The following is a 24,153-nucleotide window of genomic DNA, read 5'->3' as shown; positions in this document are numbered from 1 at the left end:
GAAAATTTCATGTTCTCTATTTATATAAATGAAATTTCTTATTTCGAAACGTCGATATTTAATATTTTTTTAATATATCCTTGCGTTTCTTTAAATGGAGGTACGCCTCCGTACTTTCTCACATTACCAGGACCAGCATTATAAGAAGCAAGCGCTAATACTAAATCACCGTTATTTTTCTTTAAATAACCGCTTAACTCTTTCACGCCACCTTCAATACTTTCAGCTGGTGAAAATGGATTTTTTATCCCCATCTCTTTCACATTCGCCGGCATAAGCTGCATAAGCCCCATCGCCCCTGCATGCGACACCGTTTTCGGATTGAAATTAGACTCTACTTCAATCATTTTTTGAATTAACGTTTTCGGAATTCCGTATGAACGGCTCACGCGATCAATAATATCCTCATACTTCCCTTCATTTGAAGAACGTATTTTTTGAATATTATACTTCTTCGTTAATCCCCACGTATCAACAGCCTCATTTTTCGTTTCCGGGAAACGTCGTTCAAACTCTTTTTGTGCAACTTGCACTTCATCAACTTTCTTCGTTTCAGGCTTTTCTTCCGGCTTACTTACTTCCTCTACTTTATGAATAGATTCTAACGGTTTATTTACAACCGCTTCTATTTTCGTAGATTGTACCGGCTGACTCATATCCTCTACTTTTTCCGGCTGTGTAGTAGCCTTCGTTTCCTTCATAGGCTCGCTTTGCAACTTCTCTTGAAACCTACTACTAACAAACGCCTGCGGACTACTTAACTTTTGCTGAAACTGTCCTTTTTTATATGCAAGTACTTCTTTTACTATATTTCCAACTACCATAATATCACCTTTTCGGTAAACAAAGATAATCTAATATTAGAGTTTTTTCGTAAAGTTTGCAATAATCCTTTGCAATTATATTGTAATAAAAAAACGACTAAATTGTTAAACTGTTATTTTTTTATATTTATTAATTCAAATTTTCAGTTGACACCCATTATAGCAAGGCTTACAATAAATTCGAAATCGATTTTTTCGCATATTACCGTTTTTCAATTTGCAGAAAAGTCAATATAAAAAAATGGGGGTTCTTTTACATGAGAATTAATACAAACATTAATAGCATGCGTACGCAAGAATACATGCGTCAAAACCAAGCTAAAATGAGTAACGCTATGGACCGTTTATCAAGCGGTAAACGTATCAACAACGCTTCTGACGATGCAGCAGGTCTTGCAATCGCAACTCGTATGCGTGCACGTGAAAGCGGATTAGGTGTTGCAGCTAACAACACACAAGATGGTATGTCATTAATCCGTACAGCTGATTCAGCATTAGGTTCTGTATCTAACATCTTACTTCGTATGCGTGACCTTGCAAACCAATCTGCAAATGGAACAAATACATCTGATAACCAATCTGCAATGCAAAAAGAATTTGCAGAACTACAAAAGCAAATTACTTACATCGCAGAAAACACACAATTTAATGATAAAAACTTATTACAATCTGATTCTTCTATTAACATTCAAACTTTAGACTCTTCAGATGGTAACCAACAAATTGGTATTGACTTAAAATCAGCTACATTAAAATCTCTTGGAATTGCAGACTTAGCAATTGGTGCTTCTGCTAACCCACTTGCAAAAGCTACTGTTGATGCAAGTGAAGCAGCTGATAGCGCTAAAGCAGTAACTGAAGCATTTAAAGCATCAATCAATTCAACTTCTACTGGTCCTGTTGGGGATGATCAAGCTGCCGCTCTTTTAGCTAAAGCTTATATGGACGCTGATCCTGCAGATAAAGCAGATAGAAGAAATGATCTAGCAGGTAATGCTAAAGCTGTTGCATTAGCAGATAAATTAGATGCATTAGAAGCTGCACAAAAAGGTAAAGAGGCTGAACTTTCTCTAGCCAAAACTGCTTCTAATCAAGATGAACAAGCTAAAAAGTTAGTTACAGCCTATACTGATGATAAAGGTCGCCTAGATAATCCAGCTAAAGAATATCTTGCTACGAAGGCTGTTTATGAAGCTGACAAAAATAATGCAGCTAATAAGCTAGCATTTGAAAATGCTAAATCAGCAATGGAAGGTACTCCAGCTTCTAAAGCTCTTGTAGCAACATTCGAGGCTTCTAGAGCTGCAGCTACAAACGGAACTCCATTAGATGCCGTTAGCAAAATTGACGAAGCATTAAAAACAGTTGCTGACAACCGTGCAACTCTAGGTGCTACATTAAACCGCTTAGACTTTAACGTAAACAACCTTAAGAGCCAATCTTCTGCTATGGCTTCAGCTGCTTCTCAAATCGAAGACGCTGACATGGCGAAAGAAATGTCTGAAATGACTAAGTTCAAAATCTTGAACGAAGCTGGAATCAGCATGCTTTCTCAAGCAAACCAAACTCCACAAATGGTTTCTAAATTATTACAATAAGCCATTTGATTTAGTTTCATGAATAAACCTCTCTGCTTGCGGAGAGGTTTATTTTTTCTATCTAGATAGATTAAAAGCTTTCTTTTTAGCCTGGAGAGAAGCTCCATCCATATGGAGAAGCGGTCAGTGCCTATTTTGATCCCCTCCCGCGTTAAAATATATACAAAAAATAAGCATAAGTCCTTTTTTCATAGCCGTTTATTGACTTTAAGATCATATATGAAAGTATAAGATAAGGAGTGTCTATTATGCGTATTGGTACGAATGTTTTAAGTATGAATGCTAGGCAGTCGTTGTATGAGAATGAGAAGCGTATGAATGTTGCGATGGAGCATTTGGCGACTGGTAAGAAGTTAAATAACGCTTCTGATAATCCTGCGAATGTTGCGATTGTGACTCGTATGCATGCGAGAGCAAGTGGTATGCGTGTGGCCATTCGTAATAATGAAGATGCGCTATCCATGCTTCGTACTGCGGAAGCTGCACTTCAAACTGTGACAAATATTTTACAGCGTATGCGTGATTTAGCTGTTCAATCTGCTAACGGTACAAATTCAAATAAACACCGTGATTCACTGAATAAAGAGTTTCAATCTTTAATAGAACAAATTGGCTATATTGATGAGACGACTGAGTTTAATGATTTATCCGTATTTGATGGACAAAACCGGCCTGTTACGTTAGATGATATTGGTCATACAGTAAATGTAACGAAACATATTCCCCCTCCCCCTACACAACATGACATCAACATTTCAACAGAACAAGAAGCAAGAGCGGCGATTCGTAAAATTGAAGAAGCTTTACATAATGTATCACTTCATCGTGCTGATCTTGGGGCTATGATGAATCGTTTACAATTTAATATTGAAAATTTAAACAGCCAAAGTATGGCCCTAACAGATACTACTTCCCGAATTGAGGATGCGGATATGGCGCAGGAGATGAGTGACTTTTTAAAATTTAAATTGTTAACTGAGGTTGCACTTAGCATGGTTTTACAAGCAAATCAAATTCCGCAAATGGTATATAAATTACTACAATCATAATTGTCATTTCACTCTTTGAAACGATTCCACACAAAATAAAAGGGAAATACATATAAACTATGTACTTCCCTTTTATTTTGTACCCAATACTTCTATGGCGCTACCGTCATAACTTGTCCTCTACGGTCGATCCTTATTTTCATTTTTCCGTCTTGTGCGTTATATAATCCTAGTTTATGTAATTCTAGTTTGCATTCTTGTACGAAGGTTGGTAATTTTCGAATTTGATTGACATCCGAACTTTTAATGAAATTAATTAAATGTTGCGTCATGTCTTTCACATCTTGTACAAGTTCTTCTTTTTCTCGTTTTAACCTTTCATTTTCCAATCGTAGCGCTCGTAATTCACTTTCTAGACTACTTCTACTAGACTCTTCTTTAAAATGCCCTGCGGCCATGCTAGAAAGCTTATAAATACCTTCCATAAACTGATGTAATTCATCTTCTTTTCTTTCACTATGTTGACTAATTGTTTCAAAATTATCAACGATACCAGATATAACTGTTACAAGACTTTTTTCATTCTCTTTATGCTGTACTTCCTCTATTAATACGTGATTGTTTTCTTTTTTCATTTCAACAATTGTTTCTTTTACAGGTGTATACTTTCGCTTTCGTCCAGGTTTTTGCTTTTCAATATTTTCAAACGGTATTTCACGCTTTTTTAACTTGTAATACGTATTTTGTAATTGACTTTCTGTTTTCGGGAAAAGATTTAGTTCGTTTTTACTAACATATTTTGAAATATTAATAATGTTTAAACCGTGACGTTGGCAAAATTGATACACTTCATACAGTAACTCTAGCTCTGACTTTAGCCATGTAATCGCTGATTTTTCATATGCTCGCATCCCGCCATGTTTTTCTATATCTATTTGAAATAATACCATTCTATTATGTAAATCAACTAGTTCTTCATACTTTACTTGGAATTGTTTTTCTATTTTTTTAAATTCCGCTTCTAGTTGTGTATCGTTCATTTTATTATTTGACATGTTTTGTAAGAGACTTAATACATTGATTGCTGTGTGGTGATACATAATCTGTGCCACTCCCCCTCATCCTTTCACAATTCTCATCTGACTCCCATGTCTTTTCAGAAAATAGCAATTTTTACATATCCATATTATAACATTTCGAAATTGTCTGTCAAATAATAAACATACAAAAATGTATAGAAAGTATAGATATAGAAAAAAGGATTTTTTAATTAATATGTATAATTGCATATTAATTACATTTAATTATATTATATGGTATTTCGGATGTATTTTCACCGAAAAAGTTTGCGTTACCACGAAAAATTACTAAAATAATCCAAAGGTACGCTTTTTTATATTTTCAAATCAAAAATCTTCAACTAAAGATTTTTTATACATACAAGCTCAAACACTCTAAAAACGTTCCATCTTTCCACCTATATAGAGTATAAAATACTAAAAAGGAACTAACCAATACTACACATGGCTAGTTCCCTTCTCTCCACTAAAAGAATAGAGTTGTAAATAGTGTCTGCAAATCCTTACTTCTTCTACTTACCTAAAACCACTCCATATCTCTGGTCTCATATGGTACGGCGCTCCATTAGGCACTGACCGCCACCACACATAGCTAGAGCTTCTATTCCAGCTAAAAAAAGCTTTTCCAAACTCTTTTACAGCACTAACTTATCTACTAAACCAATTAACTCTTGAATATCTGGCTTACTTACTTGAGCATTTGCCCCTACAGCTTCGCCTTTATGGAATAATTCATTTGTAATTAGGGAAGAGAAAATAACGATTGGTAAACGATGCGTTACTTCACCATCTTTAATTACTTTCGTTAAATGGTGTCCATCCATTTTCGGCATTTCAATATCCGTAATGAGCAAGTGAATATGTTCAAACATTTTTTCTCCTTGCTCTTTCGCTAGCTTTTCAATTTGCGCTAACGCTTCTGCACCATTGCTGAAGAAGTTCATTTTCGTATATCCGGCTGATGATAATGTTTCTTCTAATATTTGACGAAGCATTGCTGAATCTTCCGCAATATAAATAACTTTTTCAGCTCGATCTGTTTTTTGCTCTAATCCTGCAAGTGATTTATTGTCATAACCCGTGTTGCTAATTTCGCAAACAATTTTTTCATAATCTAATAGTAAAATGATTTTTCCATCTAGTTTTACAATACCAGATGTTGTTTCTTCTAGTCCCATAGACAATGAAGCTGGCTCATCAATTTGTTCCCAAGAAATACGTTGAATACGATGCACTTCATCCACACGGAAAATAACTTTCATTTGGTTTAATTCTGAAATGATAAATTTCGTTTGATCAAGTGGCTTTGTCGATTTTAAATTAAGAGCTGTCGCTAAGTTAATAACAGGTAAAATTTCACCACGTACTTGAACAACACCTTCAACTGCATGATGAGATTCTGGCACTGTTGTAACAGGGAATGGATTAATGATTTCACGTACTTTCATTACGTTAATACTAAATAGGTTTTCACCAACAGTATATGTAACAATCTCTAATTCATTTGTTCCGCTTTCTAATAAAATACTTTGTGCTTGTGACATAAAGGTGTCGCTCCCCTTTCATTATTTCCGTATATCTAATTATTAAGCTTTATTAAAACGAAAAAGTCAACTATCTATATGAAAAATATAGATAGTTGCATGATTTATTTAAAAAAGCGATTATTCTTGTATAAACGAAGCAAGTGCTTCTAGTAACACTTCTTGTGCCCCTACAATTTCTGTCGGCATTGCTTCCCATTTTTTCGAAAGCTCCGTTTCTACTCTTATCCTTAACTCTGCGTTCATATGTTCTAGCACATAGTCTTTCGTTGCTATATCAACATCCAGTAGCGCAAGAGCATACAGTTCCGGATCATTTATTTTTTTAAATAATCGTTTTAATACTGCCGGTGCTATATGTTTTAATTTTTCAATGTGAATTTCTTTATCTGAAAATAGTAATTCATATTGAATAAACGTAACATTTTCTTTAATCACTTTAAAATAGCAATTATTTTTTTTATCATTTACAAAATAACCGTTTGGATCTGCAATAATACTCTCCACTTTACGAATTAAATCCGGCAAACTACTCGCCGCCATTACAGTCCGCTGCTCAACCTCACTTGGCGAAATGAATGTAACGCGATACTTATTCTGCGCCATCCTCCTCACCTCTCCTTTTATAAAAATCCATCGTCACAAACTATCCAGAAAGCACTGACCTACTATGAAATGATTATCTCATCCCCAGCCATCTCAGTACCTCTCATATCTCTTTACAACTCCATGTGGATCATAACTATTATCCACACTTCGCTTACCTCTTCTTATACTACCCTAGTAACTCTCCATATCTCTGATCTTAAACACCGGTCGAGACTCTATTAGGCACTGACCGCTACCAAACACCGCCAGGCCCTCTCTCAAAACCTAAAAAGGCTTTAAAATCTTTTTTAAGATCCTTTCAATAACTCGATGTTATTGAACCAAAACGCTATCTGCTGATCCGCAATATCCGGCAACGTAACAAAAAACTCACGACACTTCATTTCATCTTTAAACAGTTGATACTTCCAAACCTCATCGCTACCAACACTTACGAAATAAAATTCGTGAATACGGCCGATGATTGCTTGTTTTTCACCAAATGAGTACGGAGGGACTTGCTTAATTTCAAATTGATCTGGTAAATATACATGCTCTTCTCGTTCCATTTTTAACACTTGCTCGGCAAGTTCACGTTTATTTTCGAAAAAAGGCAATTGTAAAATCCGCTCTTGTCTTGTCATACGAATAAAAAATCCTTTCTACTACATTACGATTTTTCTTTATTATATATTATCGAATTAAGTTTACAACTTCATTTAATACTTCATCTGATACTTTAATTACTTTCGCATTTCCTTGGAATCCGCGTTGGTATAACATTAAATCAACAAATTCTACAGATAAATCTACGTTTGCACCTTCTTGCGCACCACCACGTACTTTACCTGCACCGTTTTGACCAGATGCACCAAGTGCTAAAATACCCGTTGTATTCGTCGCTGTATAGTTACCATTACCTGTTTTCATTAGTCCACCTTCGTTCGGGAACATCGCAACAGCTAATTGACCAGCTGACTTCATACTTCCATCAGAGTATTTTACCATTACGTATCCACCGTCAGCAATAAAGCAATCTTTAACAGTTGCTGCTGCTCTACCGTCTACATCTGTTACGGATAATGTTTTATCTGTCGGATGGTTTGTTAATTTACTAAAATCTAAATTTATCGTTCCGCCGTTAAACGGGATAGCTGCTCCTTGTTGTACCGGGTCTGGATTTCCAACGCTATTAAATTTCAAAGTACCTGTTGAACCTGCCCCTGTAACCTCTTCAAACTTTGGATCTTTTGCCGAGTCATTACGTCTTTGCACTTTATACGTATACTCGTGGTCATTCGTTTTCGTAAATTCTACACGCATCGTCCATGTATTACCGGCATCATCATAAAACGGTAAATCTTGCGTAATTTTACTTTCATTCACCGGGATATTCCCTTTAATTGTACCCTTCGTTGTTTGAATACCACCAATTGCTGTTCCCATCGGGATTTGCAATGGTCCTGGAATGCCAGATAAATCAACTTCACCTGTTGCTTGGTTTGCAGGGTATGCAAATACGTATTGACCTTCTGTATTCGTAATATAGTAATCTGAAGATATCCCAAACGTACCTTTACGAGTAAATTCCATATTCCCGCCTGTTGAATCACCTACTACGAAGAAACCATTCCCTTCCATTGCCGCTTGTGTTTTACCACCAGTTAACGTAATTGTTCCGTCGCTATAGTCTGTAACCGTTCCGCTCATTTTCACACCGTTACCGATACTTTTTGGATTCGTTCCAGCATATTTATTGTCACCTTTTGAACCAATAGAATTGTTATATAGTAAATCATCAAACATAGCCTTTTGTTTTTTATAACCAACCGTTTGTGCATTGGCGATATTATTTGAAGTTACACTTAATGCATTTTGTGTTGCATTCATTCCTGTAATACTTGTATATAACGCTTTAATCATAACGTATGGACACTCCTTATGAATTTATAGTTTTTACTTCTTCAGTACCTTTTTGCTCGTCTTTTTTCGCATCTTCTGGATTTGTTTCTCCAATTGGTTTGTCAGACACTCTCTCAACGAAACGAAGAGATACAACTTTATTATCAATAACGAGCTGTACCTCATTATTTTCTGCGAGGCGAACTGTCTCTACTTGGCCAGTGACTTTTTTGCCATCACCGTCAACACCTCTTACATACTTCCCTAAAAACTTCATTCCACCATCAAGTGCTGTTGAATACATTGTCGTTTTTAAAGAGTCTACTGCTTTCGTCATATTCTGCACTTGTTCCATAAGAGATAATTGCGCTGTTTGGTTCATCATTTGATTCATATCCATCGCATTAAATGGATCTTGATGTTGAAAACTCGCTAAAAACAATTTTAGAAAATCATCTTTCCCCATTACACCAGGAGTCTTTTGTTCTCCTGCTGAAACTCCATTTGCTTGCCCTACTGCCGGTTGTGCACCATTAACAGATGCGTTCCTATTCTGCACTCCTGCTTGCAATGGAATATGATTTGTACTCGTTGCATTTAATCCAACTGTTGGCACGCTTTATTCCTCCAATAATCCCGCAAATTCTTTTGATTCTTGTTTCTCATGTTTCGTATTTGTTAATTGTTGTTTTTGCCTTTGTTCTTGCTCTCGCTGCTCTTTACGATTTTCATCTTTATCTGAATAGCTAATTTGAATATTGATTTCTTTTTCTTTTAACTTCAATCTCAATTCATCAAAAATGATTTCAACACGTTTTTTCGCATCGTGTTTTTCCATTTCTATGTGAACATCAATTTGATCTCCATGTTTTTTCATAAACACTGTTAATGTACCGAGTTTTTCTGGATTTAACTGAAATAAAACACGTTCTTGTTTCACTACAAACTTTTGTAGTGCCTCTACTTGTGCTTCCATTTTCTTTCCTAAGTCAGGCAATGAAACTTTCTCAGCGCCACTATTGGATTTTCCTATATGATCAGTACTCGTCGCTTTATTTAATAACTCCGCACCCGCAGAATTTGAATCGTTGAATACATCACCTTCTGGCAACTCTATCTTTACATCCTCGCTCTCAGCTTTCGGAAGATCTACATCTAAGTCTTTGAACTCTTCTTGTTTCTTGGCAATATTACAAGTCTCTGTTTCTACCGCTTTCAATACTTGCATCATTTGCTCAGGCATCTTCACTTTATCTAATATCATTTGCATTGTATCTTCTAAACATATAGCATTTTTGATATTCATATTGGAAAGGAGTTCTTGTAATTGTTGTAATTCACCTGCGGGTAATTCGTTAAGTTTTATATTTCCATATTCTTTATACAGCTCTTGTATTTTTTGTATGTATTGATATAACAATTCTGGCTGCACACGTAATTGCTCAATTGCAACCATTTGCTCAGATACAGCTAATAATAACTGTTCTGTCTCTTTTTTTTCTTCTTTCTTTACATTAGGCTCTTCTTTCGTTGCCGATTTTTTAGAAAGAATGTTTTCTTTTCTATCTTCTGGTGCATCTTCTCGCTTTGTTTTCTCCGTTTTCGGCTGCTGTTTATTTTCCATCCTCATCGCACGATCGAATGAAGAATCTTCACTTTTGGATTGTACTTCTAGCCCTTTTTCTTTTTGCGGAGGTAAACTTTGTTGCACCGGTAATACAGACTGTATCACTATATTCACCTCATCCATTCATACACATTTTCAAATCAAGAAGCATTTTTTCTTCCTGCTTTTCTCGTACTTTTGCAAGCTTTCTACAATCTTCTTGATACATCTCATCAATGACACGTTCTTTTTCTTTTACTTGTTCTAAAAGGCTTTCATTTTTTCGAATAAAATCTTCTGTTTTTTTAATTTTCCGATTCCATTCTTCTATTCTTTCAGGTGAAAACGTATGTGAGGATAGCATCCCAGCCATAATACGTTGCCCAGTTTGTACAACTTTACTACGCGATTTCACAACATATAAATCATATTCTTTTTTTTGTTCTATTTTTCTTTTTTCAGCCGTTAATTCATACACTTCTTTCAAAATCTGTTCTTTTTCTTGATTTATTTGCAATTTTATCGTGTCGTACTGCTGCTTATCCACCTGTTTTCATAGCCCCTTCCTATTATAACGCTCTCTTTTTCTATTATATAGTTTTTTTACAAAAAAATCTGTGAAATATTAAAAAACAAAAAAATAAGACCTGCAGGTGCGAGGTCTTATACTATATGGTGCACTTCTTGAACGATATCATCAAATTGGAAACGATCTGATCGACCTTGTTTTAAAAATGAATTTATACCTTCTACTTTATTTTTACATTCAAAAACATAAGCATTTTCTTCATTTTCTTGAATCGTTCCTAATTTGAAATATAATTCATTTTCTTTATAAATAGATAAAATTTTTCTCATTTCATTTGCTAGTTGCCAATGGGTTGGCGAAACAATTTCTTCCATAATCCTACTTACCGAGTCTAACACTGAAATAGCAGGATAATGACTGAGTGTTGCAAGTTCACGTTTTAATACAATATGTCCATCTAAAATACCACGTGCTAAATCTGGGACAGGACCGTTTAAATCGTCTCCATCAACGAGTACAGTATAAATACCTGTTATAGACCCCTTTTGTGTTTTCCCAGAGCGCTCTAACAGCTTCTTCATATAACTTTCCATTAAGAGTGTTTTACCACCGATCGGTAACTCTTTAACGGCAATATCAACACTTCTACGTGCATCAGCAAAACGAGTAACAGAGTCCATCATAAGTAATACGTTATTGCCTTGGTCTCGGAAGTATTCAGCGATAGATGTTGCAAGCTTAGCTGCGCGGAGTTGCATAAGGTGACTTTCATCTGACGTCGCTACAACAACGACGCTTTTCTTCATACCTTCCTCACCTAATTCTTTTCGAATAAAGTCTTTTACTTCCCGGCCACGTTCTCCTACTAAACTAATAACGTTTATATCAGCTTTTGCATTTTTCGCAATCATTCCGAGTAAAGTAGATTTACCAACACCTGATCCAGCGAAAATACCAATCTTTTGACCGATGCCAATTGTTAGCATAGAATCAATGGATTTAATTCCAGTTTCAAATACATCGGTAATCTCTTCCCGTTCAAATGCATGAATAGGCGGAGCATCTAACTTTATTTTTTGCACTGGTATGTTTTCAGTGTTCTCATTTAACACTTCGCCATTTGCACTTAATACTTTTCCGAGTAAATGATTACCACGGGGTATAACAACATCTTCAGCAATTAATGTAACGGAATCTCCGTAACATACTTTTTCTGTCTGTTCAAATGGGAGTAACATATTGTTTTCTTTTTCAATCGCAATTACTTCACATAAGACGCTATGTTCTCCAACTAGACAAACATCACCTATTTTCGCCTTTGGCCCTTTCGCTACGAAAAACTGCTCTTGTACACTATGAACTTTACCGACTTTCGTATAAAACGGCGTTTCAATAAATGTATTCCATTTTTGGTTTTCATTCATTAACAGTCGATTCATACGTTTTGCTCCTCAAACAACTTCTCTTCTTCCCATTTCTGGCGAAGCTTCGCGAATATAGGTGCAAATTTAAATTCAAAAAACTCTTTCTCTTCTTCTAGAACAAATTCACCGAACTGTAAGGAGAAATCGTATTTCCATTCTACTAATTGTAGTAACCAATACTCTTTCGTATTTTCCTTCTCTTCTTGAATACGTTCAAATGTTTCTGGATGTACGGTAATGACTAATTTTTCAAAAGAGGTAGGCAATGTTTGAACGATGCCCGTTAATATAGGTAACACATCAAGTAATCTAGCATCTACAGCTTGATTCACAATTTTTTCTGCTAGTTGAAAAGATTGATCCCATAACAATTCCATCCATTCGTATGCTGTTTCTTGTTGATCTTTTTGAAACTGCATATGTGCTGAATCTATCTCTTGCATCTGTTGCTGAACATGCATTCGAAATTGTTCTTGATCCTGTAATAACTGTTGACGTTCTCGCTCTAACATTTGTTGTTCTTGCCTTAGCTGATTGAGTTCAACATGTAATGATTGTTGCTGTGCAAGAAGTTCTTCATGATCTACTTGGATTTCTTCTTCTACGTGAGCTAGTATTGGTTTTGGAAATTGTAATTCATACGTTTCTTCAGAAAAAGAAACAGAATTCTTCGGAATTCTGTTTTTAAATAAGGACATCATCTTCACCTCTTTGAACGATAATTCTTCCTTCTTTCTCTAGCTTTTTCACCGTACCTGTAATTGTTTGCTGCGCTTTCTCAGCATCCGTCATCTTAAGCGGTCCTAAGCCATCTAATTCTTCTAGAATCATCTCTTTACGGTTTGAAGACATACATGTAAATAGTTTCTCTTTAATTTCTTCTTTTGCAATTTTAAGTGCTTTTGCAATGACACCGTTATCTGTAATTTCTTCTAGTACACGGCGAAGCGCAAGATCTTCAAGACCAAGTAAGTCTTCAAAGACAAACATATTTTCTTTAATTTTCTCAGATAAAGCATAATCAACTTCATCCAGCTTTTGAAAGACTGTTTTTTCAACGCCTCGTGAAACGTTATTTAAAATGTTCACGATTGTTTTTAAGCCATCTGTTTTATTAATTGCACTAAATGCCATATTATTTAATTTCGCTTTTAATAACTCACCAATTTGATTAATGAGTTCACCGTCAACTTGTTCTAGTTTCGCAATACCCATTACCGTTTCTACTCGCTTATGATCTGGTAATCTCTCAATTAACTGCGAAGCAAGCTGCGGTTTAATGTAAGAAGCGATAATTGCAATTGTTTGTGGCGATTCATCATTCAGCACTGTAAGAAGTGGCTCTAAATCTGTAAGTGAATTTAAGAATTCAAATGGATTATCTTTGTTATACCAAAGGTCTTCCAATAATTTTTCCAGCTCATCTTCTGGCATATTTTTAAATATGCGACGAATGTACTCTTTATCCGGAGTGACTAAGTTCAATTCTTTTACATTTAGTTCATATAAAAATTCCCCTAGTACATTCTCTAACGTTTCTGGTTTATATACACGAAACTTCGCGATTTCACGAAGTAACACTTCTTTTTCCTCAGCCGTCATATATTCAATGACTTTCGCTGCCACCTCTTCATTTAATGTACGAATGAGGATGGCAGCTTTTTCTTTGGAGGAGATTTCATCTAACATCGTTGTTCCTCCCTTACTGTCCGTTTAACCATTTTTTAATTACTTTTGCAGTACCTTCTACATGTTCTTTCGTAGCATCCTGCACTTGTTCATCTAACGTCGGTTCTTTCGGTTCTTCTGGTTCAAGTTTTACTTTTGGCTCTGTTACTATTTTCTCTTCAGGAATTTCCATAATACTTTCACTACTTGCAGCAACTTCCTCTTCTGCTAAGTATTCTTCATATTCCTCTTCTTCTTTCTTTCTCTTACGTCTTGCTAAGAAGAACCATAATAGACCAACGAGCGCTAACACGCCTCCTGTAATTCCACCGATTAACCACCAGTTCATACCACTTGCTTCTGGCTCTTTCTTCTTCTCTTCTTTCGGTTGATCAAACTGAACTGTTACCACATTAACTTGACCATTTGTAAAGTTTCCATTTGGATCAGCTTGAAGTCCAGCTGCTGTACCAATTGCTTCTTTGAAAGTTGTCATATCAATTCTTCGTTTTACTAACGTATCATTATCTACCCATACAACAACATTTGTTTTCGTTAATTCTGGATGTTTCTTAATCGTTTCAACTGTTTTATCTATTTCATAGTTTTCGATTTTGTTACCATTTTTATTATCGTAGACGATTTTGCCATTTTGATTATTGTTCGTACCGTAGTTTGGCACTTCACCGTTTGCTGTAATACCAGCACCTTGCTTCGCATCTGCACCTTCTTGCGCAGTAGAGCTTTCCTCTTGCTCTTGTTTACTACGAAGTACACCTTTATCGCCATACTTTTCAGACTGACGTGTAACTTCATCATAGTTTACAGATACTTTCGTATTCACTTTATATTCATTTGGCTTAAACATCGTCATTAACGTTGCATCGATATCTTGCTTTAATTTACCTTCAATTTGGTGTTGCATCTCTACTTCTTTCTCATAAGAAGAAGAACTACTAGAATGTGCTTCATCTGCTCCTTTTGAGATAACACCTTTTTTGCTATCAATAACACTCACTTCTTCGGCTTTTACACCAGGAACTGCCGCACTAATCATTTGCTGTACACCCGCAACTTGATCAGCCGTTAATAGTTGGCCACGCTTCACACCAACCGTAATCGCTGCTGTCCCCTTTGCTTTTTCTTCATCAAAAATCGTCTCTTTTTCAGGTAATGTAATTTGAACATTTGCCGTTTCTATCGCCGCAAAGTTTCTTACAATATCTTGCTCTAATTGCTTTTTTGTACCGACAATTTGCTTCATTTTTTTATCTTGCTCACTTGAACCGAGCGAGCTTTCTAATAAAATTTCCTCACCGCTTTTTGAATTAAACGGTAAGCCCATTCCATTCATTTCTTTTCGAACCCATGGAGCATCATTCTTTTGCACACGAATCGAACCATCGGCTGCTAATTGGTAATCGACACCTAGCTTCGATAATTCTGCTGTAATCTCTTGCTTGTCTGTATCATTTAAATTTTGATATACAACAACATATTTATCTGGCAAGGTGAAGTATAAAAGTGCTCCTGTTACAATTGCTAAAAGCGCAGCACCAATGACTAACTTATGCCACGTTTTTAACGATTGGAAAACATTTCTTAACTTTTCCATTTAAACACACCCGTCCATTTTCCTAAATTTGCATATTAATTAGTGACTTATAATTTTCAATAAGATTATCACGTACAAGAGCAGCCGTTTTCATTTGAGATTCAGCTTTCTTTTGCTGAATTAAAACGTCATGTGTTTCTCCTACCCCTTTTGTTAGTAAATCATATACAGCTGTTTGTGCATTGTTTTGTGTTTGATTCATATCTTCCAATAAATCGATAAACTTTTTCCCCTCGACTACAGGTGTTTCTGAAGTTTTCGGTGCACCAATTGACTGAATCGCGCCAAATGGCTGTGTATGTAACATTGGTTGAATTTTCATCTTCCCATATTCCCCCTTTATCCTCGGCCGATTTCTAAATCTTTATCAAGCATTTTTTTATTCGCATTTAACACACTTGTATTTGCTTCGTACATTTTTTGAGCAACCATTACATTCGTCATTTCAGCAGTCACATCTACATTCGGATAACGTACATATCCTTCTTCATTAGCATGCGGATGCGTCGGATCATACACTAAGTTTTCAGTTTTGTCCGCTTCAATACTTTTTATTTTCACCCCGTTAGTAGGTGCACTGTCTAACATATTTGCAAAACTATTATTTGATTCAAGTACTACACTACGGCGCTCATACAAATCTGCCCCCGGAGCTGCCGTTGTATTTGCATTTACAATATTATTTGAAGTAACTTCCATCCACTTTCTCGCTGTCGTTAGCCCTGATCCACTTGCATTAATTGCCTGAAACATCGTTGTCTCTCCTTCTACTATTAACGTCCACGCGCTGCTTGGTTAATTGCGTATTGTGTATTAATCGCGTTAATTGAAATACCATATAATTGGTTTGCTTTCATTAAATCTAGCATTTCTGTCGTTACATCCACACTATTTCCATCTTTATTCGTTTGCATTGATTTCGTTTGAATCTTTGCATACGTATTTTTCGTATTTACTGTCGGTAAGTGCATTTCATTCGTTTGATATAAATCTGGATTACTTTTTAAATCTGCAGCATTACTCTTATATAATGCACTACTCTTATTCATTTGCTCAGCAAATGTAACGTCTTGTGCTTTATAGCCAGGTGTATTCGCATTTGCAATATTACTAGAAACAGTATTTCGTTTCGTCACTAAATAATTCATATAATGGCTTACATCACTCACTAAATCTGGCATACTCCACACCCTTCCTTTTTAACTTATCATTTTGAACATAATGATCCACTGATGGAAGTTTCACTTCATTATTTAATTTCCTATATGTATTTATTAAAATATTAACTATTATGTACCCTTACATATTTTATTCCATTTTTACATTGTTGTCTTTAGAAAAATACAAAAATATAAAAAGAATATAAAAAAACTGTATACGCGTAGTAATCTATATAACATTTCAATATATTTACGACTAGTCGCATGTTATTTTTATATTATTTAGATTACTCCTGTTTTTTACAGTCATAAAATGAAACCTCAACCAGCGGAATTCTTTATTTACATGAAGGAATGGACCCCCTTTCAAAAAGAGGAATCCGTTCCCGCACATTATTATTAATATTTACCGTAAAATGAATTTGCTTTCATTCGACCATCATTTGTCATAATCATTTCTTCCAAAATCTTTTGCTTATCACGAATATGCTGTGCTGCCTTAATGATGAATGGGCTTACTTCTGCGGCTACTTTCGCGCGCGTTTCTTCATCCAATGTCATCATCCAGCGATTTAACATCGCACTCTTCTCAGCAAACTCTCCATCTGACACTTGCAATTCACCGATTTCATTAAAACAGCCGACAAATGCTCGATAAATATCATTGTTCATTTTCAAGTGCTCCGCGGTAACCGTCTATTAAATCTTGTAATACTTTCACAATCGCATCAATATCTTTCGCTTCTCGCGTTACTTTCATCATTTGAATTTGAACGCTAATCCAGTCATATAAACCATAAAGACTATCATATAAATCTTTCGTAATCTCAGGATTTAATTGAAGCTTTAATTCTTCAAAAATACGTTCTAACTTTTCAAGAAGTGCATCCCCTTCTTGTAGTTTAAAAGTATGTAAAAGCTCTTCTAAATTACGAAACTCTACAATACATCTTTCATAAATAAAAATTGTATTTTTAATCGGATTACTCGTCATAATATCATTTTGCATATAACGTTGCCATGCTTGCATACGATCACTTCCTCAACTTTCATTAATCATCACTTTTTTGTTTTGTCATTGCTTTAATTGTTTTTAATTGGCTATCTAGCGCCGCTAATGTACTTTCTAGCTTTTGATACTTTTTCACGATTTCATCTTGCTTTTGTAAATTTTGTGACTCAATGTCTTTTATCTTCTTATCTAAATCACTTACACGTGAATCAATGTTTTTCACACGTTCTCCAACTATACCTTTATCACCGAATAATTTATCAAGTGGTTCTTCCATCATTTTTCCTAAACCGTTAGAACTAAAGAAAAATTGCTTCGCTGCATCTGGCTTCTCTTTTAACGCTTTCGTTAATGCTTCGTCATTAACTTCCATCGTTCCATCTTGTTTTAATTGAATACCAAATGAGAATAAATAATTACCATCTTGAGAAAATGTTACGACGTTATTCATCGCTTGGCGTACACTTTGCATAATCGTTTGCCCTTGGAAAGCTCCGCCTTTTCCAGCAAAGATATCTATTGTAGAAACAGCTTTATTATAATCCGCAACCATCTTTTTAATAATATTTGATGCATCTGTTACGTTTGAGTCACTTACTGTAAATTTCAGTTCTATCCCTTTTGCTTTCGCCTCTGTTGTCTTTGGATCAACCTCTGTCTTTTCACCATCTGGTTTTTCTTCTACTTTTTGCTCAGTTACTTTTAACAATTCAATTTTCACACCAGGAAGGGCTTCAACTGTATTGGTAGAACTATTACCTTTAATACCATTAATCGTATATTCAGCATTTTGCGCTTCATTAATTACATTAACCGCTACGCCACTCTCATTAGCTAACCCTATATCTTGAAACAATGTAGATGTGTTGTCCTTAAAATTAATTTCTCCTTCTTTACCTTCTTTTTTTGAGGACATAAAAATTTTATTTCCAAGTGTATACGCTGATACGCCGTAATCCCCGTCATTAATTTTATTAATTAAATCTTTGTATGTCATATCAGATGTTACTTTTAATTCTTTACCGCCTAGTTTTAATGTTTCATCTCTATTAAGCTTCGCATCTATATCATCAATTTCTTTAGAAGCTATTTGATGACGCTGTGCAAGTTGAGTAATTGTCATATTAAAAGTTCCAGCAATCGCACCGCCATCAGCTTTTACATTAATATAACCGTCTTGTGATGTTGTTACCTTTTTCTCATTTCCTTTAAAAGCCGCTAAGTTTTTAAAGGTTTGCGTGAAAGAACTAAATTCTGATTTTAAACTTGTATATAAAAGTTTATCTTGTGAAAGGCTATTTTTTTCATTTGTATACGGCGTTTTTCTCATATCTAACGCATTCATTTCTAATTCAACGAAATTAGAAGTATCGATCATGTTATTTCCGAGGTTCCAAATCTGTTGTCTACCGCCAATACCGGTTAACGTTCCTGCCATATTTCTCACTCCTTATTGTTTACATGTAGTCTAAAATACTCGTTTTACTCATCGTGCTAACCGCTTTAAGTGTCGCTTCATACGTCGCATTAATATACGCTAAGTCTGAAATTGCTACCGCTAAATCAACATCTTCAATTTCTTTACGATTTTCTTGAAGTGCTAAATTTTGCTCGCTTAAAATGGTCTTAAACGTATCTACAGTATTCATCGTTGCTCCTACTTCTGTTGTACGATTAATAACACTATCCAAGTTTTGTTTATTTTCCGCTAATAACGGTTGTAACGCTTTTTGATCACCGTTTTGCATCGCGTCTTTCATCTTTACTAACGTTTGAATCACAGGAGTTAGTAAGTCCTCACCTTTACGAAACGCTTTAATTTCATAACCATCATTTAGCTTCCACATTACATCTTTTTCGCCGCCTTGGTATGTCCCATCATCCGCAAATGGAGGCTGCTCTGCACTATCTCCACCAAACAGATAGCGACCTTGCTCTTTCGTATTCGCTAAATATACAACTTGTTTTAAAATTTGATCGATTTCGGCACCGATTGCCTTTAATTCTTTTTCACCATTTGGTCCATTTAATGCTTGTACCGTTAATTGATCCGTTCTCGTTAAAGATTTCACAATACCTGACAATGTATTTTCTGTCTGACTTAGCACATTTTTAGAATCTGCTATATCTTTTTGCATTTGTTCAATATTCGCCAACGAATGTTGAATCGCGAATGATTTACTTGCTGCAAGTGGGTCTTCACTCATAAGAAGGTTTTTCTTCCCTGAAGTTACTTGATTTCGATGATATTGCTGTTGCACATTCAAATCCATTAGCTGATTCTTTGCCCAATTTGCATTTTGAAATGTAGATACTCTCATTTCTATCTCCTCCTTACTTATTTTCAATCAATTTCTATTCCCTATCGGATAATCGAAAACAGACTATCAAACACTTCATTCATCGTAGAAATAGCTTTAGAGTTTGCTACGAAGTATTTTTGGAAGGCCATTAAATTTACCATTTCCTCTTCCATATTCACGCCTTCGACACTCATTTTTTCTTGCTGAATACCTTCTAATAAATCCCCATGAATTTTTTGATAACCATTCACTTCACTTTTATCAGATGCTACCTTAACGATAAATTGGTCCAGTGCTTTTTTATATGAAAGACCTTCTTTATAATTGTCATCTGTAATTCCTGCCAGTTTATTTGCAGTCTCAGCAGATATTTTCATTTTCGAAAAATCATTTACGAATTCTGGATTTAGCTTCAGCTCTTTCGCATAATCCCCAACGAAGAATTCTTTTCCCATCACTGTATTTACTTCATTTTTCATTGAACTCATTAAGTCTTCAAGATTTTTCTTATAACTAGCAATCTGCCCTTTCATATCAACCGCTGATTTTATTGCACCACTAGTTAAAGGGATTTCCGAACCATATATTTCAACTGACATTGGCTCTTTCGTTTTATTTAATTGGAGCGGATATGTATCTTGTCCATTTACTGTTAAAACACCATTCATTCTAACACTTGCGATATTAGGATTCATAGATTCATAAGATACTTCTATATTCGCGTACTTTGACATTTCTGTAACGATGCGGTCACGTTCGTCTAAAAGTTGATTCGGTACTTGTGTACCAGCCTGCCCAATTTTTTTATTCGCTTCTGCTAAACTAGCAGCAAGACGATTAAATTCATTAACATGTGCTTCAATATCTTCTGTCGTCTGCGCTTCTACTGAATCTAAATTTTTCGCTAGTTTATTTACCTGACTTGTAAACTTCCCAGTTTCAGAAATTAGCGTATCGTAATAGTTTGATTGATCTGGATTTTTTGCAACTTCCCGAAAAGCATTAAAGAATCCATCCATTAAACTAGATAGTGAATTTTTCCCTGTCGTTCCTACCATAGACTCTACTCTTGATAAAACAGAATTTTTATAATTATAGTAAGCAAGCTGAGATAATTGATCGTTAAATTGTTTCGTCTTCACTTCATCTGTAATACGATCAACACCTAACGTTTGTACACCATAACCAATTCTCTGTTCCGGCGTATGCCCATTACTCGCTCCAACAGAACCGAAATTCACCGCTTGACGCACATAGCCCGGTGTATGAATGTTAGACAAGTTTTGTTTCGTCGTTTGTAATCCCATTTGTGCCGCTAACATGCCTGATAACGGGGTATTATAATCAGATAATCTCATAATGCTTCACTTCCCCTTTACAATAGTTCGTTCATAAAGATTTGCGAATTATTGTTTCGTTCTAAGTTATATTCAGAAACGGAATCCACAATACTTTCTGTAGTTTTTAATAGTACGTTTAAGTAATATTGATTTTTCAAAAGAATCATTTTTACATTCTCTTCTAATTCAGTTAATTTTTTTTGTAATTTTTCCATTTTTTCAATTTCTTCATGAGAAAAATACGAAAATAACGCACTTACGCGAAATGATTCAACTCCCTGTTCTTTACAAAACTGAACAACCATTTCTTCAAATGAATTTGATAACTTTTTTAAACCATCAATGTACTGCAATTGCTCTACTTGCAGTTTTTGAACCGCATTTACATTTTTATGTTTTAAATTCTCATATATTTGTTCCCCAAGCGCTTGAATGTTTTCATATGCTTTTTGAATAATAACGAGCTTTTCATATAATTGTATATACATATAGCTTCCTTCCCTTTTACAAGACTAAATTTACAATTAAACCGTGGATTTCTCCAATTTGATTTAACATTTCTAAATGTCCCGTTTTTGTATTAATTAAATTCATAACATCTTCTAATTCATTTAATCCCATTTCTGCCTGCTTCACAATCGTCATTTTTTGTGAATATCCATAACGCGGATGCCGAGACATGACATCTTTATATTGCAATACATTATCAACGTAAAAATTCAAAAATGATTTTACTGTATTTTTGTATTCCATTACGTTATCAAGTGTTAATTCCATTTCAATTTTCTCTTTAATTTCTCCAATATTATCAACAAACGCTTCCATTTGTTCTAACAATTTATCTTTTTTCGGATCTGCATGCAAATTATCCGAAAATGCAAGTCCTGTTCTAACATTTGCTTCTTTCGGCATTTGAGTAGCAGGCGGTATATGCGATAAGATTGGATTATGCGAGATAGAACGCAGCATATATATCACCTATTTATTTTTTTATTTCTTCCTAAAGTTAATCGTAAAATCTAGTTATTTATAATTATACTCTGAACACTAATATTTTGCAGTTATTTTTTATAGAAGATATGTTACAATTTAGCATGAGGTGGCACAATTCTATGAATATTTTTCTTTGTGGTTCAAATCAATTAACAGCATTAGATCAAGAAGAAATTAAAAAATTTTTAACTGACTATGCTCACAAGCATAAAATTTACATATTATGTTATAAATCTATTGAAAATGAGGTACTTCGTTTTTTCGTCGAAAACGAAAGACTCGCTCAAAATTTATGCCTTTACACGCTACAACCGTTACAAGCAGTAACAGATGAATTTCAAGAAATCGTTGATTATTTAAAAAAACACGGAGCCGATTATGTTGCTTTTGATCATCCTTCCGACTCTATTTACCGATCAGATTATATGTTTTTTGTTAAACAAATTATTGAAGATACCGATTTAGTTCTCTGTTTTTATAATGGAGACAAACATACATCTGTCATTCCCGTTGATATTGCAAAAGAAGCTGGGATTGATGCTGTTATTTATGATTTACCAGGTTTACATGAAAAGCAAATGAAAAAAAGCTTTGAACAAAAAATTCGTATGATGTAAAGGGGGCGGCACAATATCATTATTGTGCCCAGTGTAAATATGATAATTGAACAAGATTATGATCATTTTATCGCGAGTTTTAAACAACAATTCAATATGGATATCGCTTCGTATAAACAAGATAGAATGCGCCGTAGAATCGATGCTTTTATTTCAAGAAAAGGCTTTGAAAACTACACTACTTTCTTAAGTACTTTACGTGCTGATCAAAGCTTATTTTTAAGTTTTATTGACTATATTACAATAAACGTTTCAGAGTTTTTTAGAAATAAAGAACGTTGGCAAACGTTAGAATCGAAAGCACTGCCAAAATTACTCGAACAAAATAACGGAAAATTAAAAGTATGGAGTGCCGCTTGCGCTGCCGGTGAAGAGCCATATACACTCTCTTTAATTTTATCGAAACATCTATCTCCATTTCGCTATGAAATACTAGCAACGGATCTTGATTTTCATATTTTAGAGACTGCAAAACGTGGTCAATATACGGAACGTTCTTTAAAAGAATTACCTAGCGATTTGAAAGAGCGTCATTTCACAAAAGAGGATGATATATATTCATTGCATCAAAACATGAAGCAAAACGTCACGTTCAAACAACATGACCTGTTAATGCAGTCGTTCGATACAAATTACGATTTGATTATTTGTCGTAATGTAATGATTTACTTCACAGAAGAAGCAAGAGTCAAACTGTATGAAAAGTTTAGTCGTTCTTTACGAAAAGGCGGTGTGCTATTTGTTGGTAGCACAGAACAAATTTTAACACCCGAACGATTCAATCTTCAGCGCTTTGACACATTCTTTTACGAAAAAATATAGAAAAAACAGGGCGAATTCACCCTGTTTTTTTATGTTTTTTCACCAAAATCATAACGAGGAATTGCGGGATTACATTCAAAAGACTAACTAATAGTAATAATTGATAAGGCGTAAACGGTTTAAAATAACCCCGATGCCAGCTTACCCCTAACTCACTCTCCATCTTGTATAAAAAATAATATGAAATAATTATAGATAGTATATTACCTATAATAAAAGGAATTGTATTGCTAAAAAGTTTAGAGAAAAAAGCAAGAATCGAAGTCCCTATCACCATAATTACATACCCAATCATAGATCCGTTAGCAAAGTCTTGATACATCGAAAAATAGACAAAAGGAAAGCAGTATAAACAAACTATTAGAATAATAACGATTAACTTTCTCACAGTTTCGCCCCCTTTTTTGATTACATTCCGTCAACGGTGTAATTTTACACCATTGACGGAAAAATTTGCAAATACCTTTCTCTTGTTGACTCTCTTATAAACATACAAAACCCCGAATCATGTGACTTTTTTCATGTCCACAATTCAGGGGG

Annotated in this window: 27 protein-coding genes and 1 pseudogene; 4 read left to right on the top strand and 24 right to left on the bottom strand. The window is 34.9% G+C overall.

What is annotated here, in order from left to right; all coding sequences use genetic code 11:
* Positions 1-38 precede the first annotated feature (38 nt).
* Positions 39-824, bottom strand: a complete 786-nt coding sequence (locus MR113_RS02225; protein ID WP_242250819.1) for a lytic transglycosylase domain-containing protein — start codon at positions 822-824, stop codon at positions 39-41.
* 257 nt (positions 825-1,081) lie between these two features.
* On the opposite strand from MR113_RS02225, the gene MR113_RS02220 reads away from it, so the two are divergent.
* On the top strand, positions 1,082-2,422 hold the full coding sequence (locus tag MR113_RS02220; RefSeq protein WP_242250818.1) for a flagellin N-terminal helical domain-containing protein: 1,341 nt from the start codon (positions 1,082-1,084) through the stop codon (positions 2,420-2,422).
* A gap of 248 nt (positions 2,423-2,670) precedes the next feature.
* On the top strand, positions 2,671-3,471 hold the full coding sequence (locus MR113_RS02215) for a flagellin N-terminal helical domain-containing protein (protein WP_242250817.1): 801 nt from the start codon (positions 2,671-2,673) through the stop codon (positions 3,469-3,471).
* A gap of 92 nt (positions 3,472-3,563) precedes the next feature.
* Here the strand turns inward: MR113_RS02215 and MR113_RS02210 are convergent, their stop codons facing one another.
* The 22 genes and pseudogenes from MR113_RS02210 to MR113_RS02105 form a co-directional block, all read right to left on the bottom strand.
* Complete coding sequence (locus tag MR113_RS02210) at positions 3,564-4,511, bottom strand: DNA-binding domain-containing protein (RefSeq protein WP_242250846.1); 948 nt, start codon at positions 4,509-4,511, stop codon at positions 3,564-3,566.
* 614 nt (positions 4,512-5,125) lie between these two features.
* Entirely contained in the window at positions 5,126-6,034 is a 909-nt protein-coding gene (locus MR113_RS02205; RefSeq protein WP_071721905.1) for a chemotaxis protein, read from the bottom strand.
* A 120-nt stretch (positions 6,035-6,154) separates the two neighbouring features.
* Complete coding sequence (locus MR113_RS02200; RefSeq protein WP_242250816.1) at positions 6,155-6,640, bottom strand: LysR family transcriptional regulator; 486 nt, start codon at positions 6,638-6,640, stop codon at positions 6,155-6,157.
* A 290-nt stretch (positions 6,641-6,930) separates the two neighbouring features.
* The gene (locus tag MR113_RS02195) at positions 6,931-7,266 is read right to left on the bottom strand and encodes a DUF3964 family protein (protein WP_097843309.1); all 336 of its coding nucleotides are present in this window, start codon (positions 7,264-7,266) and stop codon (positions 6,931-6,933) included.
* Positions 7,267-7,315: 49 nt separating this feature from the next.
* Complete coding sequence (locus MR113_RS02190) at positions 7,316-8,545, bottom strand: flagellar hook protein FlgE (RefSeq protein WP_242250815.1); 1,230 nt, start codon at positions 8,543-8,545, stop codon at positions 7,316-7,318.
* 16 nt (positions 8,546-8,561) lie between these two features.
* Positions 8,562-9,140, bottom strand: a complete 579-nt coding sequence (locus tag MR113_RS02185; RefSeq protein ID WP_242250814.1) for a flagellar hook assembly protein FlgD — start codon at positions 9,138-9,140, stop codon at positions 8,562-8,564.
* A gap of 3 nt (positions 9,141-9,143) precedes the next feature.
* On the bottom strand, positions 9,144-10,256 hold the full coding sequence (locus MR113_RS02180) for a flagellar hook-length control protein FliK (protein ID WP_242250813.1): 1,113 nt from the start codon (positions 10,254-10,256) through the stop codon (positions 9,144-9,146).
* Between the two features lie 10 nt (positions 10,257-10,266).
* Positions 10,267-10,677 carry a hypothetical protein gene (locus MR113_RS02175; RefSeq protein ID WP_000360875.1) on the bottom strand — a complete coding sequence of 137 codons (411 nt, stop codon included), beginning with the start codon at positions 10,675-10,677 and terminating at the stop codon, positions 10,267-10,269.
* Between the two features lie 116 nt (positions 10,678-10,793).
* Positions 10,794-12,098, bottom strand: coding sequence for a flagellar protein export ATPase FliI (locus tag MR113_RS02170; RefSeq protein WP_242250812.1), 1,305 nt, complete (start codon positions 12,096-12,098; stop codon positions 10,794-10,796).
* On the bottom strand, positions 12,095-12,781 hold the full coding sequence (locus tag MR113_RS02165) for a FliH/SctL family protein (RefSeq protein WP_242250811.1): 687 nt from the start codon (positions 12,779-12,781) through the stop codon (positions 12,095-12,097). The genes MR113_RS02170 and MR113_RS02165 overlap by 4 nt, the downstream gene beginning before the upstream one ends.
* Positions 12,768-13,772 (bottom strand): flagellar motor switch protein FliG, encoded by a 1,005-nt coding sequence (gene fliG / locus MR113_RS02160; RefSeq protein ID WP_000883369.1) that lies wholly within the window; start codon positions 13,770-13,772, stop codon positions 12,768-12,770. The genes MR113_RS02165 and fliG overlap by 14 nt, the downstream gene beginning before the upstream one ends.
* A 13-nt stretch (positions 13,773-13,785) precedes the next feature.
* Positions 13,786-15,366, bottom strand: a complete 1,581-nt coding sequence (gene fliF / locus MR113_RS02155; protein ID WP_242250810.1) for a flagellar basal-body MS-ring/collar protein FliF — start codon at positions 15,364-15,366, stop codon at positions 13,786-13,788.
* A 22-nt stretch (positions 15,367-15,388) separates the two neighbouring features.
* A complete protein-coding gene (fliE, locus tag MR113_RS02150) occupies positions 15,389-15,688 on the bottom strand; it encodes a flagellar hook-basal body complex protein FliE (protein ID WP_063263686.1) in 300 nt (99 codons plus the stop codon).
* A 17-nt stretch (positions 15,689-15,705) separates the two neighbouring features.
* Positions 15,706-16,119, bottom strand: a complete 414-nt coding sequence (gene flgC / locus MR113_RS02145) for a flagellar basal body rod protein FlgC (protein WP_000484677.1) — start codon at positions 16,117-16,119, stop codon at positions 15,706-15,708.
* A gap of 20 nt (positions 16,120-16,139) precedes the next feature.
* A pseudogene (gene flgB, locus MR113_RS02140) lies at positions 16,140-16,611 on the bottom strand (flagellar basal body rod protein FlgB).
* Positions 16,612-16,925: 314 nt separating this feature from the next.
* A complete protein-coding gene (locus tag MR113_RS02135) occupies positions 16,926-17,198 on the bottom strand; it encodes a flagellar biosynthesis protein FlgG (RefSeq protein WP_073517849.1) in 273 nt (90 codons plus the stop codon).
* Complete coding sequence (locus MR113_RS02130) at positions 17,188-17,556, bottom strand: flagellar export chaperone FliS (protein ID WP_151035364.1); 369 nt, start codon at positions 17,554-17,556, stop codon at positions 17,188-17,190. The genes MR113_RS02135 and MR113_RS02130 overlap by 11 nt, the downstream gene beginning before the upstream one ends.
* 22 nt (positions 17,557-17,578) lie before the next feature.
* Positions 17,579-18,976, bottom strand: coding sequence for a flagellar hook-associated protein 2 (locus MR113_RS02125; protein WP_242250809.1), 1,398 nt, complete (start codon positions 18,974-18,976; stop codon positions 17,579-17,581).
* A 19-nt stretch (positions 18,977-18,995) separates the two neighbouring features.
* The gene (locus MR113_RS02120) at positions 18,996-19,859 is read right to left on the bottom strand and encodes a flagellar hook-associated protein 3 (protein ID WP_242250808.1); all 864 of its coding nucleotides are present in this window, start codon (positions 19,857-19,859) and stop codon (positions 18,996-18,998) included.
* A 41-nt stretch (positions 19,860-19,900) separates the two neighbouring features.
* On the bottom strand, positions 19,901-21,199 hold the full coding sequence (gene flgK / locus MR113_RS02115; protein WP_242250807.1) for a flagellar hook-associated protein FlgK: 1,299 nt from the start codon (positions 21,197-21,199) through the stop codon (positions 19,901-19,903).
* A gap of 17 nt (positions 21,200-21,216) precedes the next feature.
* Positions 21,217-21,669, bottom strand: coding sequence for a hypothetical protein (locus tag MR113_RS02110; protein ID WP_242250806.1), 453 nt, complete (start codon positions 21,667-21,669; stop codon positions 21,217-21,219).
* 16 nt (positions 21,670-21,685) lie between these two features.
* On the bottom strand, positions 21,686-22,150 hold the full coding sequence (locus tag MR113_RS02105; RefSeq protein WP_000946323.1) for a YaaR family protein: 465 nt from the start codon (positions 22,148-22,150) through the stop codon (positions 21,686-21,688).
* A 143-nt stretch (positions 22,151-22,293) separates the two neighbouring features.
* Here MR113_RS02105 and MR113_RS02100 point away from each other — a divergent pair, with 143 nt between their 5' ends.
* Together MR113_RS02100 and MR113_RS02095 are read left to right on the top strand one after the other, a co-directional pair.
* Positions 22,294-22,791: a flagellar motor switch protein FliG gene (locus tag MR113_RS02100; RefSeq protein WP_242250805.1), complete on the top strand. Its 498-nt coding sequence runs from the start codon at positions 22,294-22,296 to the stop codon at positions 22,789-22,791.
* Positions 22,792-22,830: 39 nt separating this feature from the next.
* A complete protein-coding gene (locus MR113_RS02095; RefSeq protein WP_242250804.1) occupies positions 22,831-23,613 on the top strand; it encodes a CheR family methyltransferase in 783 nt (260 codons plus the stop codon).
* A gap of 16 nt (positions 23,614-23,629) precedes the next feature.
* Here the strand turns inward: MR113_RS02095 and MR113_RS02090 are convergent, their stop codons facing one another.
* Positions 23,630-24,001 carry a hypothetical protein gene (locus tag MR113_RS02090; RefSeq protein WP_242250803.1) on the bottom strand — a complete coding sequence of 124 codons (372 nt, stop codon included), beginning with the start codon at positions 23,999-24,001 and terminating at the stop codon, positions 23,630-23,632.
* Positions 24,002-24,153: the final 152 nt, after the last annotated feature.

This window comes from Bacillus cereus group sp. BfR-BA-01379, assembly GCF_022663605.1.
In the GTDB taxonomy this organism is placed as follows: Bacteria; Bacillota; Bacilli; order Bacillales; family Bacillaceae_G; genus Bacillus_A; species Bacillus_A mobilis.
This window is presented reverse-complemented; position numbering and strand designations above follow the sequence as displayed.

Coding starts and splice junctions, on each gene's coding strand:
- MR113_RS02225 (WP_242250819.1), bottom strand. CDS start 824: ATGGTAGTTGGAAATATAGTAAAAGAAGTACTTGCATATAAAAAAGGA.
- MR113_RS02220 (WP_242250818.1), top strand. CDS start 1,082: ATGAGAATTAATACAAACATTAATAGCATGCGTACGCAAGAATACATG.
- MR113_RS02215 (WP_242250817.1), top strand. CDS start 2,671: ATGCGTATTGGTACGAATGTTTTAAGTATGAATGCTAGGCAGTCGTTG.
- MR113_RS02210 (WP_242250846.1), bottom strand. CDS start 4,511: ATGTATCACCACACAGCAATCAATGTATTAAGTCTCTTACAAAACATG.
- MR113_RS02205 (WP_071721905.1), bottom strand. CDS start 6,034: ATGTCACAAGCACAAAGTATTTTATTAGAAAGCGGAACAAATGAATTA.
- MR113_RS02200 (WP_242250816.1), bottom strand. CDS start 6,640: ATGGCGCAGAATAAGTATCGCGTTACATTCATTTCGCCAAGTGAGGTT.
- MR113_RS02195 (WP_097843309.1), bottom strand. CDS start 7,266: ATGACAAGACAAGAGCGGATTTTACAATTGCCTTTTTTCGAAAATAAA.
- MR113_RS02190 (WP_242250815.1), bottom strand. CDS start 8,545: ATGATTAAAGCGTTATATACAAGTATTACAGGAATGAATGCAACACAA.
- MR113_RS02170 (WP_242250812.1), bottom strand. CDS start 12,098: ATGAATCGACTGTTAATGAATGAAAACCAAAAATGGAATACATTTATT.
- MR113_RS02165 (WP_242250811.1), bottom strand. CDS start 12,781: ATGTCCTTATTTAAAAACAGAATTCCGAAGAATTCTGTTTCTTTTTCT.
- fliG (WP_000883369.1), bottom strand. CDS start 13,772: ATGTTAGATGAAATCTCCTCCAAAGAAAAAGCTGCCATCCTCATTCGT.
- fliF (WP_242250810.1), bottom strand. CDS start 15,366: ATGGAAAAGTTAAGAAATGTTTTCCAATCGTTAAAAACGTGGCATAAG.
- fliE (WP_063263686.1), bottom strand. CDS start 15,688: ATGAAAATTCAACCAATGTTACATACACAGCCATTTGGCGCGATTCAG.
- flgC (WP_000484677.1), bottom strand. CDS start 16,119: ATGTTTCAGGCAATTAATGCAAGTGGATCAGGGCTAACGACAGCGAGA.
- MR113_RS02135 (WP_073517849.1), bottom strand. CDS start 17,198: ATGAACAATGATATTTATCGAGCATTTGTCGGCTGTTTTAATGAAATC.
- MR113_RS02130 (WP_151035364.1), bottom strand. CDS start 17,556: ATGCAAGCATGGCAACGTTATATGCAAAATGATATTATGACGAGTAAT.
- MR113_RS02125 (WP_242250809.1), bottom strand. CDS start 18,976: ATGGCAGGAACGTTAACCGGTATTGGCGGTAGACAACAGATTTGGAAC.
- MR113_RS02120 (WP_242250808.1), bottom strand. CDS start 19,859: ATGAGAGTATCTACATTTCAAAATGCAAATTGGGCAAAGAATCAGCTA.
- flgK (WP_242250807.1), bottom strand. CDS start 21,199: ATGAGATTATCTGATTATAATACCCCGTTATCAGGCATGTTAGCGGCA.
- MR113_RS02110 (WP_242250806.1), bottom strand. CDS start 21,669: ATGTATATACAATTATATGAAAAGCTCGTTATTATTCAAAAAGCATAT.
- MR113_RS02105 (WP_000946323.1), bottom strand. CDS start 22,150: ATGCTGCGTTCTATCTCGCATAATCCAATCTTATCGCATATACCGCCT.
- MR113_RS02100 (WP_242250805.1), top strand. CDS start 22,294: ATGAATATTTTTCTTTGTGGTTCAAATCAATTAACAGCATTAGATCAA.
- MR113_RS02095 (WP_242250804.1), top strand. CDS start 22,831: ATGATAATTGAACAAGATTATGATCATTTTATCGCGAGTTTTAAACAA.